Origin of the sequence: Streptomyces sp. NPDC050703 (assembly GCF_040654435.1) — a bacterium.
GTDB lineage: Bacteria > Actinomycetota > Actinomycetes > Streptomycetales > Streptomycetaceae > Streptomyces.
In genome coordinates, this window is record NZ_JBFAHX010000058.1 from 22,714 (window position 1) to 40,361 (window position 17,648).

General features: G+C 71.8%; 19 protein-coding genes. 14 read left to right on the plus strand and 5 right to left on the minus strand.

Annotation, left to right across the window (positions count from 1 at the left end):
* Window positions 1–2: 2 nt before the first annotated feature.
* A complete protein-coding gene (gene nudC / locus AB0I16_RS32570; RefSeq protein ID WP_363253264.1) occupies window positions 3–950 on the plus strand; it encodes an NAD(+) diphosphatase in 948 nt (315 codons plus the stop codon).
* Window positions 951–954: 4 nt separating this feature from the next.
* Here the strand turns inward: nudC and AB0I16_RS32575 are convergent, their stop codons facing one another.
* Window positions 955–1,197, minus strand: a complete 243-nt coding sequence (locus AB0I16_RS32575; protein ID WP_363253265.1) for a mycoredoxin — start codon at window positions 1,195–1,197, stop codon at window positions 955–957.
* A gap of 149 nt (window positions 1,198–1,346) precedes the next feature.
* Between AB0I16_RS32575 and AB0I16_RS32580 the strand changes: the two genes are divergently transcribed.
* The 5 genes from AB0I16_RS32580 (at window position 1,347) to AB0I16_RS32600 (ending at window position 5,215) form a co-directional block, all read left to right on the plus strand.
* Window positions 1,347–3,557, plus strand: a complete 2,211-nt coding sequence (locus AB0I16_RS32580) for an ATP-dependent DNA helicase UvrD2 (RefSeq protein ID WP_363253266.1) — start codon at window positions 1,347–1,349, stop codon at window positions 3,555–3,557.
* Between the two features lie 161 nt (window positions 3,558–3,718).
* Window positions 3,719–4,060, plus strand: a complete 342-nt coding sequence (locus AB0I16_RS32585; protein WP_363253267.1) for a hypothetical protein — start codon at window positions 3,719–3,721, stop codon at window positions 4,058–4,060.
* 168 nt (window positions 4,061–4,228) lie between these two features.
* A complete protein-coding gene (locus AB0I16_RS32590) occupies window positions 4,229–4,597 on the plus strand; it encodes a WhiB family transcriptional regulator (protein ID WP_363253268.1) in 369 nt (122 codons plus the stop codon).
* The gene (locus AB0I16_RS32595; protein WP_363253269.1) at window positions 4,594–4,917 is read left to right on the plus strand and encodes a hypothetical protein; all 324 of its coding nucleotides are present in this window, start codon (window positions 4,594–4,596) and stop codon (window positions 4,915–4,917) included. The genes AB0I16_RS32590 and AB0I16_RS32595 overlap by 4 nt, the downstream gene beginning before the upstream one ends.
* Before the next feature lie 106 nt (window positions 4,918–5,023).
* Window positions 5,024–5,215 carry a hypothetical protein gene (locus AB0I16_RS32600; RefSeq protein WP_363253270.1) on the plus strand — a complete coding sequence of 64 codons (192 nt, stop codon included), beginning with the start codon at window positions 5,024–5,026 and terminating at the stop codon, window positions 5,213–5,215.
* Window positions 5,216–5,245: 30 nt separating this feature from the next.
* Here AB0I16_RS32600 and AB0I16_RS32605 read toward each other — a convergent pair whose 3' ends face one another.
* Window positions 5,246–6,652: an AarF/ABC1/UbiB kinase family protein gene (locus AB0I16_RS32605; RefSeq protein WP_363253271.1), complete on the minus strand. Its 1,407-nt coding sequence runs from the start codon at window positions 6,650–6,652 to the stop codon at window positions 5,246–5,248.
* Between the two features lie 41 nt (window positions 6,653–6,693).
* Window positions 6,694–7,872, minus strand: a complete 1,179-nt coding sequence (locus tag AB0I16_RS32610) for a TOMM precursor leader peptide-binding protein (protein ID WP_363253285.1) — start codon at window positions 7,870–7,872, stop codon at window positions 6,694–6,696.
* A gap of 256 nt (window positions 7,873–8,128) precedes the next feature.
* Here AB0I16_RS32610 and AB0I16_RS32615 point away from each other — a divergent pair, with 256 nt between their 5' ends.
* The 4 genes from AB0I16_RS32615 to AB0I16_RS32630 all read left to right on the plus strand — a co-directional run bounded on the left by AB0I16_RS32615 (window position 8,129) and on the right by AB0I16_RS32630 (window position 12,067).
* Window positions 8,129–8,752, plus strand: coding sequence for a M48 family metallopeptidase (locus AB0I16_RS32615; RefSeq protein WP_363253273.1), 624 nt, complete (start codon window positions 8,129–8,131; stop codon window positions 8,750–8,752).
* Between the two features lie 116 nt (window positions 8,753–8,868).
* Window positions 8,869–10,602: a TerD family protein gene (locus AB0I16_RS32620; protein WP_363253274.1), complete on the plus strand. Its 1,734-nt coding sequence runs from the start codon at window positions 8,869–8,871 to the stop codon at window positions 10,600–10,602.
* A gap of 11 nt (window positions 10,603–10,613) precedes the next feature.
* On the plus strand, window positions 10,614–11,294 hold the full coding sequence (locus AB0I16_RS32625; RefSeq protein WP_363253276.1) for an AIM24 family protein: 681 nt from the start codon (window positions 10,614–10,616) through the stop codon (window positions 11,292–11,294).
* A 17-nt stretch (window positions 11,295–11,311) separates the two neighbouring features.
* Window positions 11,312–12,067: an AIM24 family protein gene (locus AB0I16_RS32630; protein WP_363253277.1), complete on the plus strand. Its 756-nt coding sequence runs from the start codon at window positions 11,312–11,314 to the stop codon at window positions 12,065–12,067.
* Between the two features lie 143 nt (window positions 12,068–12,210).
* Here the strand turns inward: AB0I16_RS32630 and AB0I16_RS32635 are convergent, their stop codons facing one another.
* Both AB0I16_RS32635 and AB0I16_RS32640 read right to left on the minus strand, forming a co-directional pair.
* Window positions 12,211–12,735 (minus strand): NUDIX hydrolase, encoded by a 525-nt coding sequence (locus AB0I16_RS32635; protein ID WP_363253278.1) that lies wholly within the window; start codon window positions 12,733–12,735, stop codon window positions 12,211–12,213.
* On the minus strand, window positions 12,732–14,216 hold the full coding sequence (locus AB0I16_RS32640) for a zinc-dependent metalloprotease (protein WP_363253279.1): 1,485 nt from the start codon (window positions 14,214–14,216) through the stop codon (window positions 12,732–12,734). The genes AB0I16_RS32635 and AB0I16_RS32640 overlap by 4 nt, the downstream gene beginning before the upstream one ends.
* A 191-nt stretch (window positions 14,217–14,407) precedes the next feature.
* On the opposite strand from AB0I16_RS32640, the gene AB0I16_RS32645 reads away from it, so the two are divergent.
* The 4 genes from AB0I16_RS32645 (at window position 14,408) to AB0I16_RS32660 (ending at window position 17,558) form a co-directional block, all read left to right on the plus strand.
* Window positions 14,408–15,523, plus strand: a complete 1,116-nt coding sequence (locus AB0I16_RS32645) for an SDR family oxidoreductase (protein WP_363253280.1) — start codon at window positions 14,408–14,410, stop codon at window positions 15,521–15,523.
* A gap of 109 nt (window positions 15,524–15,632) precedes the next feature.
* Window positions 15,633–16,097: a molybdenum cofactor biosynthesis protein MoaE gene (locus AB0I16_RS32650; protein ID WP_363253281.1), complete on the plus strand. Its 465-nt coding sequence runs from the start codon at window positions 15,633–15,635 to the stop codon at window positions 16,095–16,097.
* A 154-nt stretch (window positions 16,098–16,251) separates the two neighbouring features.
* Window positions 16,252–16,422 (plus strand): hypothetical protein, encoded by a 171-nt coding sequence (locus AB0I16_RS32655; protein WP_363253282.1) that lies wholly within the window; start codon window positions 16,252–16,254, stop codon window positions 16,420–16,422.
* Between the two features lie 47 nt (window positions 16,423–16,469).
* The gene (locus AB0I16_RS32660; protein WP_363253283.1) at window positions 16,470–17,558 is read left to right on the plus strand and encodes a PDZ domain-containing protein; all 1,089 of its coding nucleotides are present in this window, start codon (window positions 16,470–16,472) and stop codon (window positions 17,556–17,558) included.
* The last annotated feature ends 90 nt before the right edge of the window (window positions 17,559–17,648 follow it).

Sequence of the window (17,648 nt, forward strand, 5' to 3'; positions counted from 1 at the left end):
CTGTGACCACCTGGACCGACCACACCGCCGACCGACCGATCTCGCTGACCGCTCCGAGCGGCATCGACCGGGCGGCCCACCACCGCATGGACGAGGCGTGGCTCGCGGCAGCCTGGAGCCACCCGACGACCCGCGTCTTCGTGGTCTGCGGCGGCCAGGTGCTCATCGACGAGACGCCGGAGGGCCGCACCGAACTGGTGATGACCCCGTCCTTCGAGGCGCCGCTCACCGAGGAGCACCGCTACTTCCTGGGCACCGACGACGACGGCGTCAGCTACTTCGCGCTCCAGAAGGACGCCCTCCCCGGCCGCATGGACCAGTCGGCGCGCCCCGCCGGGCTGCGGGAGGCGGGGCTGCTGCTCTCCCCGCGCGACGCGGGCCTGATGGTGCATGCCGTGGCCCTGGAGAACTGGCAGCGCCTGCACCGCTTCTGCTCGCGCTGCGGCGAGCGCACCGTCATCGCGGCGGCGGGCCACATCCGCCGCTGCCAGGCCTGCGGTGCCGAGCACTACCCGCGCACGGACCCGGCCGTGATCATGGCGGTCAGGGACAGCGAGGACCGCATCCTGCTCGGCCGCCAGGTGCACTGGCCCGAGGGCCGCTTCTCCACCCTGGCCGGCTTCGTCGAGCCGGGCGAGTCCATCGAGCAGTCGGTGCGGCGCGAGGTGTTCGAGGAGGCGGGCGTCACGGTCGGCGACGTGGAGTACGTCGCGAGCCAGCCCTGGCCCTTCCCCTCCAGCCTGATGCTCGGCTTCATGGCCGAGGCGACCTCCTCGGAGATCAACGTGGACGGCGAGGAGATCCACGAGGCCCGCTGGTTCTCCCGGGAAGACCTGCGGGCCGCATTCGAGTCCGGGGAGGTCCTGCCTCCCTACGGCATCTCGATTGCGGCCCGTCTGATCGAGCTCTGGTACGGCAGGCCCCTGCCGAGGCCGGGGACCGTCGGCTGATCCGTCAGGCGGCCAGCTTCTGCTTGACCTGCGCCAGCGAGGGGTTCGTGAGCGTGGAGCCGTCCGGGAAGAGAACGGTGGGAACCGTCTGGTTTCCGCCGTTCGCCTTCTCGACGAAGGCCGCCGAATCCGGGTCCTGCTCGATGTTGATCTCGTTGTACGCGATGCCCTCGCGGTCCATCTGGCCCTTGAGGCGGCGGCAGTAGCCGCACCACGTGGTGCTGTACATCGTCACAGTGCCCGGCATGTCGTCCGTGCTCCTTCGTCGCTCGGGGTGCGTCTTCGCAATGAAGGAACGTACGCCACCCCGCCACCATTCCCGCATTAATACGACCGCAGCCGCCCCCCTGTGGACAACCGGCTCGTCCGCCCCCGGCGACCTGGCAGCATGAAGGGGTGACAGCAGCAACGCACTCCACCCTCTTCCCGCAGGTCCCGGACTCTGCCGACGCGGTGCTCGACGGGCTCGACCCCGAGCAGCGCGAGGTGGCCACGGCCCTGCACGGGCCGGTGTGCGTCCTCGCCGGCGCAGGGACGGGCAAGACGCGGGCGATCACCCACCGCATCGCCTACGGCGTGCGTGCCGGTGTCCTCCAGCCCGCCAGCGTCCTCGCCGTCACGTTCACCAACCGCGCCGCCGGCGAGATGCGCGGCCGCCTGCGCCAGCTCGGTGCCTCCGGCGTCCAGGCCAGGACCTTCCACTCCGCGGCCCTGCGCCAGCTCCAGTTCTTCTGGCCGAAAGCGGTCGGCGGTTCGCTGCCCAGGATCGTCGACCGCAAGATCAAGCTCGTGGCCGACGCGGCGGCGGCCTGCCGCATCCGCCTCGACCGGAACGAGCTGCGCGATCTGACCAGCGAGATCGAATGGTCCAAGGTCACCCAGACCGTCCCCGCCGACTACGCGGCGGCAGCCGCCAAGTCCGGCCGCGACGTCCCCCGCGACCCCGCCGAGATCGCCCAGCTCTACGCGGCCTATGAGGACCTGAAGCGCGACCGGGCCGTCATCGACTTCGAGGACGTCCTCCTGCTCGCCGTCGGCATCCTCCAGGACCGGCACGACATCGCCGAACAGGTCCGCGCCCAGTACCAGCACTTCGTGGTCGACGAGTACCAGGACGTGAGCCCGCTCCAGCAGCGCCTCCTCGAACTCTGGCTGGGCGACCGCGACAGCCTCTGCGTCGTCGGCGACGCCAGCCAGACGATCTACTCCTTCACCGGAGCCACCCCCGACCACCTGCTGAACTTCCGCACCCGCCATCCGGGGGCGACCGTCGTCAAACTGGTCAGGGACTACCGCTCCACGCCCCAGGTCGTCCACCTCGCCAACGGCCTGCTCTCCCAGGCCCGCGGCCGCGCCGCCGACCACCGGCTCGAACTGATCTCCCAGCGCGACCCCGGCACCGAGCCGGTCTACACGGAGTACGCGGACGAGCCGGCCGAGGCCGAGGGCGCCGCCCGCCGCATCCGGGCCCTGATCGCCGACGGCGTCCCCGCCAGCGAGATCGCGGTCCTCTTCCGCACGAACTCCCAGTCGGAGATCTACGAACAGGCCCTCGCCGACGCGAACGTGCCCTACCAGCTCCGCGGCGCCGAGCGGTTCTTCGAGCGCACCGAGGTCCGCGAGGCGGGCGCGGCCCTGCGCGGCGCCGCCCGCTTCGGGGGCAACGACGCACTCCTCGACGACGTGGTCGACCTGCCCTCGCAGGTGCGGGCCGTGCTCTCCACGAAGGGCTGGACCTCGCAGCCGCCCGCGGGCTCCGGCGCGGTCCGCGACCGCTGGGAGTCGCTGGCCGCGCTGGTCCGTCTCGCCGAGGACTTCGCGCGGGCCAGGCCCGACGCGACCCTCGCCGACCTGGTGGCCGAGCTCGACGAGCGGGCGAACGCCCAGCACGCCCCGACCGTCGAGGGCGTCACCCTGGCCTCGCTGCACGCGGCCAAGGGCCTGGAGTGGGACGCCGTCTTCCTCGTCGGCCTCGCCGAGGGCATGATGCCGATCACCTACGCCAAGACCGACGAGCAGGTCGAGGAGGAGCGCCGGCTCCTCTATGTGGGCGTGACCCGCGCCCGCGTCCACCTCGCTCTTTCCTGGGCGCTCTCCCGCTCGCCGGGCGGCCGGCCCAACCGCCGCCCCAGCCGTTTCCTGGACGGTCTGCGGCCGGGTTCCGGCGGCGGCGCGGCGGCGCGTGCGGCGGGCGGCGGCCCCGGTGGCGTGGAGCGCGGCAGCGGAGGTGAGGCACTGGGGGCGGTATCCGGCCGCCGGCGGCACAAGAGCCGCACGCCCGCCCGCTGCCGCGTCTGCGGGCGGACGCTCACGGACGCGGGCGAGCTGAAGCTGCTGCGGTGCGAGGACTGCCCCTCCGACATGGACGAAGGGCTGTACGAACGGCTGCGGGAGTGGCGCAGCGTCCAGGCGGGGCGGCTCGGGCAGCCCGCGTACTGCGTCTTCACGGACAAGACCTTGATCGCCATTGCCGAGGCCGTGCCCGAGGACGAGGGCGAACTGGCCCGCATCCCGGGGGTCGGCGTGCGGAAGTTTCACCGCTTCGGCGCCGACGTCCTCGCCATCTGTGCAGGTCAGGAAGGTGTAAGGGGCGCCGAAGACGAGTGATTCAAACTCGTCGAGAAAATAGTTTGCGCATGCGCAAGGAAGACCCATAGGTTCTTAGGCACGGGAACGGCGGCTTCTCCGAAGCCCTGGCCCCGTGCTGTACTTGTTCCGCAGGATCGATTCCGATCGATCCCTTAGACGCCGAGAGGAGGCGAATTCCAGTGATCAGCATCAACGAGAGCTTCATCAGCACCGTCAAAATGACCGATCGCTCGGTCGTCGCTTCCTGCCTGCTCGGCCTCTCGAACCAGGGCACCGGTCTGTCCGGCGGCACCGCCGCCGTGCGTCCGCTGCCTGCCGCCCTGCCTCTCTCCGGTCTCTCCATTCGCGAGGCCAATGAGGGCAATGAGCGACCGACCAAGGCACCGGAAGCAGCAGTAGCGGAGGCGCAGGCCCAGGCCTATGCCTTTGCGGCAGCCGGTGCCGGATTCCGGAAGCAGACGACGCAGCACCACCTGATGTGGGCCTTCCGTGGGCTCGAACCCTGGAGCGATCCAGTCTGATCTCGATCAGGCCGGCGCCTTCAGGGCCGCGGAACCCCACCCGGGATCCGCGGCCCTTTTGTTTTCCCCGAAACAGGGAGACAAGCCGAAGGGGCCACCAGCAAGACCCGGTACCAGCCGCCAACCGGCCGACCCAGGCCGGCACGACCAGACGAGGAAAACCACACCGTGCAACTCGAAGCGCACGCCCCGTCCGTACCGCCTTCACAAGCGATCGCCCCGCCCACTTCCACGGAGGACCCGACCTTGACCCCCCTGACCGCGCTCACCGCGCTCGACGACGCCATCGAGAACCTGGGCGTACCCGTCCCCTGCCGTGCCTACGACCCCGAGGTCTTCTTCGCCGAGTCCCCGGCCGACGTCGAGTACGCCAAGTCGCTCTGCCGTACCTGCCCGCTGGTGGAGGCCTGCCTCGCCGGCGCCAAGGAGCGGCGTGAGCCGTGGGGTGTCTGGGGCGGCGAGCTGTTCGTCCAGGGCGTCGTCGTTGCCCGCAAGCGGCCCCGTGGCCGCCCGCGCAAGAACCCGGTCGTCGCATGAACATCACCGGAACGATCGACCGCCCCCTCACGCACGACCCCAAGAAGCAGGCCCCGATGAAGGCAGCCACCAGTGAGCCCGTCGGCTCCGCCACCCCGGACTTCACCACCAGCGGCGCGCACGCCTCGCGCCAGAACAGGACCCGAGAGATGCAACTCATCCCAGAAGCCATGGCTCGTGCGCATATGCACGAACGACTGCGTGAGGCCGAGGCCCAGCGCCCGGCCGAGCGCCTGCTGGCGGCCCGCCGCATGCAGCGCCGCGCGGAGCGCGCCTCGCTGCGCGCCCGGCGCGCGCTGGCCATAGCGGTCATGCAGTAAGAGCCCAGGAGCAGCGAGAGAAGCGAACGGGGGCCGGTCCGGACGGGACCGGCCCCCGCTGTACGTTGCGCCCGCGCCCAGCCGGACGCGGGGATAGGGTCGTCGGGTGGACCAGCAGAACCCCCCGGCCGCGGACGCGGTGAACCCGGTGTGCTCCCGCTGCGGCGCTACCGCCGAAGGCACGCCGCTGACCTGGACCTACTCGGTCGAGAACGGCATCCGCCGCTACTTCTGCGAGAGCTGCGCCCGCGACAACATCAGAGCCATCGAGGGACGCCTCGACTCCGACCTCTGGTAGCCGTCCCGGCTCCGGCAGCCGCGGCCCCCCTCACGCCTCGACCGCCGCCACGTCCTCCTCGACCGCGGCCCCGGTGTCCGCGTCGTCCGCGTCGCCCACGTCGTCCGCGTCCGGCTCCGCCACGAAGCCCGGCAGCCACTCCTCCAGCTCGTCCCGCATCCGGACCGTCGCCCCCAGCTGGCACAGCACCCCGATGGTGCTCAACGTCACACGGTGAATCAGCAGATACGACGGGGGCAGGTTCAGCTTCTTGCCCAACTGGTGGGCGGGGGAGCGGGGATCGGCCACCCGGGCCGCCTGGTTGCGCATCCAGCCCCGCGTGAACGTGAACTCGTCCACCAGCATCGGCTCGATGATCGGCAGCAGATAGTCGAGCACCGCGTCGGGTTCGAGTTCCACGGACTCCTTGACGAAGCCCTCCGCGCACAACATCTCGTAGACCGCGTCGGCCTCGCCCTCCAGCGTCATCCGCATGGCCTCACCGATGATCACCGGCAGGCCGCCGGGGAGCCGGTCCACCGTGCCGAAGTCCAGGACGCCGAGCCGCCAGCCGTCCTCGCCGTCGGGCACCAGCCGGAAGTTCCCCGGGTGCGGGTCGGCGTGCAGGAGCCCCGTGCGCGCCGGGCCCGAGAAGAGGAAGCGGGCCAGCAGCTGGCCCGCCCGGTCGCGCTGCTCCTGCGAGCCGTCCGCGATCACCTCCGACAGCGGAATCCCGTCCATCCACTCGGTGACCAGAACCTGGTCGCTCTGGTGCACCACCGCGGGCACCACCACGTCCGGGTCGTCCACGAACTCCTCCGCGTGCGCCCGCTGCGCGCGCGCCTCCAGTCCGTAGTCCAGCTCCTCCGACACGCGGTCACGCAGCTCGGTGATGAGCGGCTTGATGTCCATGCCGGGGACGAGCGGGCCGAGCAGCCGGGCGAACCGGCTGATCTGGTTCAGGTCGGACAGCAGGGCCTCGCCCGCTCCCGGATACTGCACCTTGACCGCGACCTCGCGCCCGTCCGCCCAGACCGCCCGGTGCACCTGACCGATCGACGCGGCGGCGGCGGGCTTGTCCTGGAATTCGAGGAACCGCTCGCGCCAGTCCTCGCCGAGCCGCTCCGCGAGCACGGAGTGCACCGTGCGCGTCGGCATCGGAGGCGCCGCCTCCTGCAACTTCGTCAGCGTCGCGCGGTAGGGCCCCGCCACCTCCTCGGGCAGCGCGGACTCGAAGACGGACAGCGCCTGGCCGAACTTCATGGCGCCGCCCTTCAGCTCCCCGAGGACCTTGAAGAGCTGCTCCGCCGTGCGCTGCTGCAGCTCGCGTCCGACGATCTCCGCCGACTTGCCGCCGATCCGCTTGCCGAGCCCCCAGGTCGCGCGTCCCGCGAAGCCGAGTGGCAGCGCGGCCAGTTTGGCGGTTCGGGTGACCGCCTTCCGGGGAAGATCAGACATTCGCCCCTCCAAGTCCCAGACAGCCACGCCTTCTCAGGCGGTTACCCGGCCATTGTTGCGTGCGGCTCCGTGTCAGTGGCGAGCCCGTCCCCCTTAACGTGCGAGGCCGCCCCGCACGGACACGCGGGATGCGCCCGGACGGGGCGCGCGTGCCAAGCGAAATTGGGCACGGACGCCTCCCACCGGGCGTCCGTACAGGCCGACGGCGCGCCGTCCAGAAACGCGAGCGCATGCCCCGCGACCAGGCCCGCGACCGAGGTCGACAACGCCAGATCGCAGGCCGGCACATGCCGGGCACGTCCCGAGCGCCACTGGGCCAGCATGCGCGGCCAGGTGGGGTCGTGGTCCGAACGCTGCCGGAAGAGACATCCGGCACACGCGGTCGCTCCGGGCAGAACCAGCGGCCCGACCACCCCCGTGCCCTCGATCACCCCGGCATAGAGATGAGGGGTACCGGCGGCCAGCAGGTCCTCCGCGGCGACGGCGTCGGGAGCATAGGCGTGCAGGCCGTCCCGCGGAGCGATGATCACGAGGGAGAGCCCCGCCTCGCCCTCGGACTCCGGGGCCGTCCCGTCGGGCCTGCCGGACGCGTCGGAGCGCTTCGGGGGAGCGGTGCGCGGCGGCCGGTCCGGCGCCGAGCCGCGGACGAGGCGTCGCGCGGACACGTCCCTGCGCTCACCGACCGACTCGGCGGGCAGCCCGCCCGGCGCGACGTCCCACGGCTCCACATGCCCGCCGTCCAGCACGTCGACCCGGCCCACGCCCGCGCCGGCGAGGATCGAGGCGACCACGGCACCCACCCGCCCCGCGCCCTGGACCCGCACGCGCATGGCCCGGCGCGCCGCCAGCTTCCCGATCGCCTCGCCCGGCTCCGACGAGGAGAGGGAAAGCGAGGCGAGATCGGCCCGCAGCCGGTCCATGACCCGGCTCCGCCCGCGCAGGCCGTCGGCGGCCGGACCGCCGCCCGTCGAGTCGTCGAGGAGCCCCGCCCGCGACAGCTCGCCCACGAGACGGTCCACGTGCCCGTCGGGCAGGCCCATCCGCCGCGCCTCCTCCCGCAGGAGCGGCAGCCCCCGGGTCCCGTCCAGCAGGGTCAGGAAGCTGCCCGTGGCCGTGTCCATCGGGCCGAGCACCAGGGCGTGCGCGGGCGCCACCCCGAACTGCACGGTGCTCAGGTCCCGCCAGCCGCGCCGCAGCGCGGGCTTCAGCGTCGGATGCATGGCCGTCGTCGATTGCATGGTCGTCCCCCGTCGTCCGTCCGGCGCCGCCCCGTCCATGGCACCGGCTCGACTGCCAGAGTGCCCGCCCCGCCGCATCCCCGCTCCGCGTTGTCCACAGGCTGGGGGCGTTAGTCGTACTAATCAGCCGCACGCGTCAAAGCGGCCGGTCGTACGAGTCGGACGGAGGGGGAGCGGAACAGCGCCGAAGTGCCCCGGAGGCGGGACTTCCCCCATGCCCAGCGGGTAACGTCGGGGCGTGCCCGCAGACCCGTTCCCTCGCGTCGCTGGGGAGACCTCGGCGCGCCGCGCAGGGCCTCCACAGCGCAGCACGACCACTCCGCCGCAGTCCGGCGCGAAAGCCAGCGCGGTCGAGATCAGACGCAGCGCCCGCCGGCGCCGGACGGTCTCGGCCTACCGGGAGGGCGACCGCACCGTCGTCCTCATTCCGGCCCGCATGTCGGAGGCCGAGGAGCAGCGCTGGGTCGGCGTGATGCTCGACAAGCTCGCCGCGCAGGAGAGCAAGCGGCTCCTCGGCGACGCGGAGCTCTCCGAGCGCGCGGGGCAGCTCTCCGAACAGTATTTCGGGGGCAGGGCCAGGCCCGCCTCCGTCCGCTGGGTCACGAACCAGAACACCCGGTGGGGCTCGTGCACCCCGTCGGAGGGCAGCATCCGCCTTTCGCACCGGTTGCAGGGCATGCCCGAGTACGTGGTGGACTACGTCCTCGTCCATGAGCTCGCCCACCTCCTCGTGCCGGGACACGGGCCCCGTTTCTGGCGCCTTCTGGAGGCCTATCCGCGCACCGAGAGGGCCCGGGGGTACCTCGAAGGAGTGGTCGCGGCCGGCCGGCTGCCGCACCTTCCCGCCGCCCGCGAGGAGTGATCGTCCGCGCTTCCGGGCGGTTGTGTAGCGGGTCTGTACCGGCTTGGTCCGCCGTCCGACTTTGCGGTTAGCCTGACGCGACGCAATCACATCGGGATGGGGGACGGTCGTTACGTATGGCCAGGGAATTCCAACGCGGCCACAAGGCCAAGATCAGTGACCTCACAGCGGGGACCGATCTGTACGTAGGCGTGCAGATCTCCGCCCCCGGACTGTCCTTCGACATCAGCTGCTTCGGCCTGGACGCGAGCGAGCGGCTCTCGGACGACCGGTACTTCATCTTCTTCAACCAGCCGAAGTCACCGGAGGAGTCGATCCAGCTCCTCGGCGCGCAAGCCGGCGACACCGAGTCCTTCCGCGTCACGCTCGACCGCATCCCCCCGCAGATCCAGCGGCTCTCCTTCACCGCGACGATCGACGGCGCCGGGCAGATGTCGCAGGTCGCGTCGGGGTACATCCGCATCGTCGCGGGCGGCGAGGAAGTCGCCCGCTACGCCTTCAGCGGCGCGGAGTTCTCCACGGAGCGCGCCGTCATGCTGGGCGACTTCTACGTCAAGGACGTCTGGCGGTTCGCCGCGATCGGCCAGGGCTTCGACGGTGGGCTCGAAGCCCTCCTGAAGAACTTCGGCGGAGAGGTCGCCGAGGAGGAGCCCGCGTCCGCGCCGCCGCAGAGCGGAGTCGTGCCCTCCTTCGCGCCGCCCGCGCAGGCCGCCGCCCCGCCGGCGTTCGGCGCCCCCGCCGCAGCGGCTCCGGCCCCGGCTCAGCCGCAGGCCCCCGCCCCCGCGCAGCACTTCGCGCCGCCGCAGGGCGCCACGCCGCCGCCCGCCGCCCCCGCCAACCCTTCGGTGCACGCCGCGCAGACGGTCGTGGCCCCGATGAACCAGCCTCCCGGTGGTGCCGTGCCGCCCCCGCAGGCACCCTCGCCGTACGGTCAGCCCGGCCCTCAGCAGCAGCCGCAGCAGCCGCCGCAACCGCCCCAGTTCGGCCAGGTGCCCGGCCAGCAGCAGGTCCCCGGCCAGACCGCGCCCCCGCCGCCGGGATACGGCCGGCAGCCGCAGGCCCCGATGCCGCCCGGTCACGGTCAGCCGCAGGGCGCCCCCCTGCCGCCCGGTTACGCCCAGCCGCAGGTCGGCCAGTTCCCCGGCCAGCCCGCTCACCAGGGCGCCCCGCAGGCCGCCGCTCCCCAGGGCGCCGGTGTCGCCGCCGCGCTCCAGAAGTACCGCGAGGCACCCACCGGCCTGCGCTGGACCCAGCAGAACGAGAAGCTCGTCCGCGTCGACCTCGGGGTCGGCGAGCAGCCGATCCTCGCCCGTCAGGGCAGCATGGTGCTCTACCAGGGCAAGGTCGAGTTCAGCTACAAGGGCGCCGGCTTCGCGGGCCGCGTCGTGGGCAACGCCACCGGCCAGGAGATGCAGCTGATGCGCTGCTCCGGCCGCGGCCAGGTCTTCCTCGCCGAGGAGGGCACCCACCTGCACCCGATCGAACTGCAGGGCGACGCCATCTGCGTCTCCGCGGAGAACGTCCTCGCCTTCGACGAGACCCTCCAGCACGAGGTGCGCAGGATCGAGGGGCACGGCATCCCCGGCGGCGCCCTGTTCGTCATGCAGTTCCAGGGCACCGGCACGGTCATCGTGAAGACGCACGGCGTACCCGTCGTGCTGCCCGTCACGCCGACGACGTTCGCCGACTGCCACGCCGTCGTCGCCTGGTCCGCCGCCGCCCAGGCGATCGTCTCCAGCCAGGTGCGGATGCGCAGCAACGCCTACGCCGGCTCCACGGGGGAGAGCGTCAACCTCCAGTTCCGTGGCGCGCCCGGCAACTTCATCGTCGTCCAGCCGTACGAGGTCTGAGGGAGCCCGTCATGAACCAGCAACTCGCGGGCTTCGCTCCCGCACCCGTCGCCGCCCGCATGGAGAACCACGGCCACCACATGGTCAAGGTGGCCATGCAGACCGGAAACGACCTCTACGCGCGCGTGGGCTCCATGGTCGCCTACGAAGGCTTCGTGCAGTACGAGCCGAACCCGCCCGCCGTCCGTCAGGTCGCCCGCGAGTGGATCACTGGCGAGGGCGCGCCCCTGATGAAGTGCTCCGGGGACGGCCTGCTCTATCTCGCCGACTACGGAGCGGACGTCGTCGTCATCAACCTGGCGGGTGACTCGCTCTCGGTGAACGGCACCAACCTGCTCGCCTTCGACGCCTCCCTCCAGTGGGGCGTGGAGCGGGTCAAGGGCATGGCCAAGTTCGCCGGGCAGGGCCTGTGGAACATCAAGGTCTCCGGCCAGGGCTGGGTCGCGCTGACCTCGCGGGGAACCCCCATCGTCGTCGACTGCGGTCGCGGCGAGGACGAGACGTACGTCGACCCGGACGCCCTGATCGCCTGGTCCCCGAACCTGAAGGTGAAGGGGAAGCGCAGCTTCAAGGCCGGCTCCCTCATCGGGCGCGGCAGCGGCGAGGCCTACCAGATGGGCTTCTCCGGAGAGGGCATCGTCGTCGTACAGCCCAGCGAGGACAGCACCGACCGTCTCCGAGCACGGGGCTGAGGGGAAAGCAGCACACCATGCAGAGCTCACTTTTCGCGCATGCCGAGCAGCAGACGCACGAGCGCTACAACGTCCAGAACCCGCAGCTCCTGCGGGTCGCCCTGGAGGGGCACGACGACGTCCTGGCCCGCAAGGGGTCCATGGTCGCCTACCAGGGCCTGATCGAGTTCGACGCCGAGTACCAGAGCCGGGGCGACCAGCGGGCACGCGCGCACACCGGCGAAGGCCTCGACCTGATGCGCTGCCACGGCCAGGGCACCGTCTACTTCGCGAACCTCGCCCAGTACATCCATGTGGTGGACGTCGACCAGGACGGCCTGACCGTGGACAGCAGCTACGTCCTCGCCATGGACTCGTCGCTGACCCACCAGGTCATCGCCGTGGACAGCCAGTACGGCATCTCCGGCTCCGGCAAGTACCAGCTCAACATCTCGGGCCGCGGCAAGGTCGCCCTGATGACCTCGGGCCAGCCGCTGATGCTCCAGGTCACGCCCGACCGGTACGTCAACGCCGACGCGGACGCGATCGTCGCCTGGTCCAACGGCCTGCGCGTGCAGATGCAGGCCCAGACCCACTCATCGGGCGTCTTCCGGCGCCGCGGCAACACCGGTGAGGGCTGGGAGCTGAGCTTCATGGGGCAGGGGTACGCGCTCGTGCAGCCGAGCGAGATGCTGCCGCCCCAGAACGCGGTCATCGGGCAGGGCGCCGGGGCGCAGTTCGGCGTGGGCCAGCAGGGCGCCCGGGGGCAGAACCAGGGCAACGTCTGGAGCTAGGCCCCGGGTCGGGCAGGAGTGACCGAGGGGCGCGGGGAGCCTCCGCGGGCCGTATGCGGCCGATCGCGCAGTTCCCCGCGCCCCTTCGGGAGCCTTCTTCGAGAGCCCCCTTCGAGAGTCCCTTCGGGGCCTCGACTCGGTCCCTACAGGCGCGCCCTCGTCGCCTCCACCAGGCGGACCACCGACTCGTCGGCGACGTCCGCCACCTCGTCGTACGCGAACCAGCGCAGGTCCAGTGACTCGTCGCTGATCGCCTCGACCGCGTCGGACGGGGCGAGCGCGGCGTACTGGACGTCGAGGTGCTGGGTGCACGGGCCCGGGATCGGGTGCCGGTCCAGGCGGACGGGGCCGCCCGCCAGCAGCGTCAGGCCGGGCACGCCGGACTCCTCCGTGGCCTCGCGCAGCGCGGCCGCGGCCAGCGTCGGGTCGCCCGGCTCGCAGTGGCCGCCCATCTGCAGCCACATCCGCAGCTTCTTGTGCAGGGTGAGCAGCACACGTCCGCGCGAGGGGTCGACCACGAGGGCGCTCGCCGTCACGTGGCCCGCCGTGCAGGCCTTCCACATGCCGTCGTCGCCGTGCGCGGACAGGTGGTCCAGATAGGCCTGGCGCAGCTCGGGCTGGTCCTCGTACCCCTTGAGGACGAGGACCGCGTCGTCGAACAGGCTCACTTGCCGTCGTCCTCCGGGGACCCCTTGTCCTGGTCGGGCCCCTGGCCGTCGCCCTCGTCCTTGCGGAGGTCGGGCTTGGCCGGCGAGCCGCTGCCCGCCGCCTCGCCGAGCATCTTGTCCAGCTCGGAGAAGTCCATCTGCTCGCGGTGGACGAAGCCGTCGGGGTCGTCCAGGTCGGAGGCCGTGGGCAGCATGTCCGGGTGCTCCCAGAGGCCGTCGCGGCCGTCGACGCCGCGCGCGTCCGTGAGCGAGGCCCACAGGCGCGAGGCGTCCCGCAGCCGGCGCGGACGCAGTTCGAGGCCGATCAGCGTGGCGAAGGTCTGCTCGGCCGGGCCGCCCGTCGCCCGGCGGCGGCGCAGCGTCTCCCTGAGCGCGTCGGCGGACGTCAGGCGGGGCTTGGCGGCGGCGTGCACCACGGCGTCCACCCAGCCCTCCACGAGCGCCAGAGCCGTCTCCAGGCGGGCCAGGGCGGCCTTCTGGGCCGGGGTGTCCTCCGGCTGGAACATGCCCTGCTGGAGCGCCTCCTGCAGCTGCTCCGGATTCTGCGGGTCGAGCTGGCCGACGACGTCCTCCAGCTTGGCGGTGTCGACCTTGATCCCGCGGGCATAGCCCTCGACGGCGCCGAAGAGGTGCGAGCGCAGCCATGGGACGTGGGCGAAGAGCCGCTGGTGGGCGGCCTCGCGCAGCGCCAGATACAGCCGCACCTCGTCCTTGTCGACGCCCAGGTCCTTGCCGAACGTCTGGATGTTCACGGGGAGGAGCGCGGCCTTGCCCGCCGGGCCGAGCGGCAGGCCGATGTCGGTGGAGCCGACGACCTCGCCCGCGAGCACGCCCACGGCCTGGCCGATCTGCTGGCCGAACATGGCGCCGCCCATGGAGCGCATCATGCCGATCAGCGGGCCCGCCATGGCCTGCATCTCCTCGGGCAGCACGTCGCCCATGGCGAGGCCCACCCGCTCGGCCACCGGGTCGACCAGCTCCTTCCACACCGGCAGGGTCGCCTCGACCCACTCGGCGCGGCTCCAGGCCACGGCCGTGCCGGACCCCGACGGCAGCGACGTCGCGTCGTCCAGCCACAGGTCGGCGAGGCGCACGGCCTCCGCGACGGCGGAGCGCTCGGCGGGGCCCACGCTGGCGTCCTTGACGCCGTCGGCCGTGCCCTGGGCCACGGTCTGCCGGGCGATGTCCTTGGCCATGTCCCAGTTCACCGGGCCGCCCTCGTACGAGAGCATCTGGCCGAGCTGCTGGAAGGCGGCACCCAGGTCGTTCGGGTTCATCGAACCGAACATCGCGGCGAACGGGTTGTCACCGCCGCCCGGGCCGCCGGCTCCGGGGAACCCCCCGAAACCGAACGGGTTGGCCGGACCACCGGCGCCCTGCCCCCCACGCTGTCCCTCTCCGGGGGATTCCTTCTTCTTGCCCTCGTCGCCGTCTTCCGGCTCCTCCGGCGGAAGGCCGAATCCGAATGGGGTGTCACTCACGGGATTCCTCGGCTCGTCAGGCCGCCGGTATCGTTCCGGCGGCGGCTGCCCTACAACACCACCCAGCGTAGACACCATGACGGGTTCGGGCCTCGGTGCTTCGCCGACTGATGGCCTGCGGCAGGATGGATGCCACCTGGTACGTACGCGTCATTCGGGTACGTACTGAAGACAACCGCTGGAGACGCCCGGTGAGTTCCCCAGATCCACAGGTTCGCGCAGCGCGAAACCCGTCAGCCTCCTCCTCGCCCCTGCGCGGGCCGGTCGTCGCCGTCACCGGCGCGGCCTCCGGCGTGGGCGCGCTGCTGACCGAGCGCCTCGCCGCTTCGGAGGAGATCAAGCAGGTCATCGCCATCGACGAGCGCCGCGGCGACTGCTCGCAGGCGCAGTGGCACATCCTGGACGTCCGTGACCCCGCGATCGCCGAGAAGCTGCGCGGCGCCGACGTCGTGGTGCACCTGGCGCTCGATCTCGACCTGGAGACCGACGGCGCGGCCCGTACCGCGTACAACGTACGCGGTACTCAGACCGTCCTGACCGCCGCTGCCGCCGCGGGCATCCACCGCGTCGTCCTGTGCACCTCGGCGATGGTCTACGGAGCACTGCCCGACAACGAACTGCCCCTCTCGGAAGACGCCGAACTGCGCGCGACGGCCGAGGCCACCGGCGTCGGCGACCTCCTGGAGGTGGAGCGGCTCGCCCGCAGGGCGCCCCGCGCCCACCCCGGGCTCAACGTCACCGTGGTGCGGCCCGCGACCCTGGTGGGCGGCACCGACACGGCCCTCACCCGCTACTTCGAGTCGCCCCGCCTCCTGGTCGTGGCCGGTTCCCGGCCCGCCTGGCAGTTCTGCCACGTCGAGGACCTGTGCAGCGCCCTGGAGTACGCCGTCCTCGAACGGGTGGACGGGGAACTCGCCGTCGGCTGCGACGGCTGGCTCGAACAGGAGGAGGTCGAGGAGCTCAGCGGAATCCGGCGCATGGAGCTGCCCTCCGCGGTGGCCCTCGGCGCCGCCGCCAGACTGCACCGCATCGGCCTCACGCCGTCGCCCGCCGGCGACCTCGCCTACACGATGTACCCCTGGGTGGTGAGCGTCAGCCGGCTGCACGACGCCGGGTGGCGGCCCCAGTGGACCAACGAGGAGGTCCTCGCGGAGCTGCTGGAGGAGGTCGCGGGGCGCCGGACCGTCGCGGGGCGGCGGCTCGGCCGGAAGGACGCGACGGCCGCGGGTGCCGCGGGCGCCACGGTCGCGCTGCTCGGCGCGGCCGCGGTGGTGCGACGCGCCCGCAAGGCCCGCCGCCGGATCTGACGCTCCCGGGGCCCGCGGCGCCTCCTGTAGAGATCTCCAAGGTGCCACGCACGCGTGCCGGGCGAAAGGGCTATTCCGTGATGTCCGTGCCGTGCGGCACCATGGCCGCATGGCACGCACCACGAAGGACCACCCCGGCGAGCAGGCCGCTCAGGACCCGATCCGCCTTCTCGCGATCCGTGACACCCCGCTCTCCCTGGACGAGGTCTTCCGGGCCGTCGGGGACGACGCGGCGGGCGGGACGGCGCTCTTCGTGGGGACGGTGCGCAACCACGACGGGGGCGCGGACGTCGACGAGCTGGGCTACTCGACGCACCCCACCGCCGAGGCCGAGATGCGCCGGGTGGCCGAGAAGGTCGTCGCCCGGTACCCCGTGCGGGCCCTCGCGGCCGTGCACCGCGTCGGCGACCTCGCCGTCGGCGACCTCGCGGTGGTCGTCGCCGTCTCGTGCCCCCATCGGGCCGAGGCCTTCGACGCCTGCCGCAAGCTCATCGACGACCTCAAGCACGAGGTGCCCATCTGGAAGCACCAGCGGTTCTCCGACGGCAAGGAGGAGTGGGTCGGCGCCTGTTGAAGGGCGCCGGTCCCGCCGGGCCGATTGCGCCGTGTGGCTCCGGTTGCGTAACCCGACCCCTGCCGTGAGCGTTGACCGTACGGATGGTTAATCTGCTGATCAGTCAGTCGCGGTCCGTGCGGTCGCGGGTCGTGCAAGGGGTCGGGAGGTCGACGTGGCATCACTTGCCTGGTTGCTGATTCCTTTTCTGGCGGCCGTCGGAGCGGGGCTGTGGGCCACCTGGGCCGCCCGCAACCGCAAGTCGGGCAAGACCGGCGACGTCACCGAGCTGAACGGCTACGCCGCGTTCCGCGAGGCCATGGAGAAGTCCCACAGCGGCACGTGAGCCCGCCCCACAGGTGCACTGACAGGCCGGTCCCGTACTGTCGTTCCATGCCACGCCGCACCGCGACGATGCTCGCCTCCACCCTCATGCTGATCGCGCTGCTCTGCGCCGGAGTGCTCATCAAAGTGCCGTACGCCGAGATGTCCCCGGGCCCCACGGTGAACACCCTCGGTGATCACGACGGCGAGCCGGTGCTGCAGATCTCCGGGCACAAGACCTATCCCACGACCGGCAACCTCAACATGACGACGGTCAGGGTCACCGGTGCCGACTACAACATGAACCTGGCGGAGGCCGTCTACGGCTGGCTGGCGCACGACAACATCGTGGTGCCGCACGAGACGCTCTACCCGGACGGCAAGACGGAGCAGCAGTCCTCGCGGGAGAACGCCGAGGAGTTCAGCCAGTCGCAGGAGAGCGCCAAGGTGGCGGCGCTCCGGCAGCTCAAGCTGCCGGTGAAGTCGCAGGTCGTCGTGTCGACCGTCTTCAAGGGCGACCCGGCGGAGGGCAAGCTGCACGCGGGCGACGTGATCAAGAAGGTCGACGGCAAGGCGGTCAAGGAGATGACCGACGTCGCGAAGCTCGTCACCCGGCGCAAGCCCGGCGACGGCGTCACGTTCACGGTCGTCCCCGTCAAGGAGGCGGCCGCCGCGGAGAAGGCGGGCAAGGAGCCGACGCGGACCGAGGACATCAAGATCGTCACGAAGAAGGCCGACGACAGCGACCGCGCCGTCGTGGGCATCCAGGCGGGCACCGACCACACCTTCCCGTTCACGATCGACATCAAGCTGGCCGACGTGGGAGGCCCCAGCGCCGGACTGATGTTCGCACTCGGCATCGTCGACAAGCTGACCCCGGACGACCTCACGGGCGGCGCGTTCGTGGCCGGCACAGGAACGATCGACGACAAGGGCAAGGTCGGCCCGATCGGCGGCATCGAGATGAAGACGGTCGGCGCGCGCCAGAAGGGCGCCGAGTACTTCCTGACACCCAAGGGGAACTGCGGGGCCGCCGCGAGCGACGTCCCCGACGGGCTCACGCTCGTCGAGGTGGACACGATCGCCGACGCCGTGCAGTCCCTGAAGAAGATCCGCGAGGGCGACACGGCCGACCTGCCCCGGTGCACCGCCGGCTAGGTGTATTGACCCGCAGGGTTGTTGACGCGGTTGATGGGCGGCTGGCCGCCGAGTGCGGTGTGGCAGCGGTGGTGGTTGTAGGTGTGGAGG

Coding starts and splice junctions, on each gene's coding strand:
- AB0I16_RS32575 (WP_363253265.1), bottom strand. CDS start 1,197: ATGCCGGGCACTGTGACGATGTACAGCACCACGTGGTGCGGCTACTGC.
- AB0I16_RS32595 (WP_363253269.1), top strand. CDS start 4,594: ATGAACATCACCGGAACGATCGACCGCCCCCTCACGCACGACCCCAAG.
- AB0I16_RS32605 (WP_363253271.1), bottom strand. CDS start 6,652: ATGTCTGATCTTCCCCGGAAGGCGGTCACCCGAACCGCCAAACTGGCC.
- AB0I16_RS32610 (WP_363253285.1), bottom strand. CDS start 7,872: ATGCATCCGACGCTGAAGCCCGCGCTGCGGCGCGGCTGGCGGGACCTG.
- AB0I16_RS32620 (WP_363253274.1), top strand. CDS start 8,869: ATGGCCAGGGAATTCCAACGCGGCCACAAGGCCAAGATCAGTGACCTC.
- AB0I16_RS32625 (WP_363253276.1), top strand. CDS start 10,614: ATGAACCAGCAACTCGCGGGCTTCGCTCCCGCACCCGTCGCCGCCCGC.
- AB0I16_RS32630 (WP_363253277.1), top strand. CDS start 11,312: ATGCAGAGCTCACTTTTCGCGCATGCCGAGCAGCAGACGCACGAGCGC.
- AB0I16_RS32650 (WP_363253281.1), top strand. CDS start 15,633: ATGGCACGCACCACGAAGGACCACCCCGGCGAGCAGGCCGCTCAGGAC.
- AB0I16_RS32660 (WP_363253283.1), top strand. CDS start 16,470: ATGCCACGCCGCACCGCGACGATGCTCGCCTCCACCCTCATGCTGATC.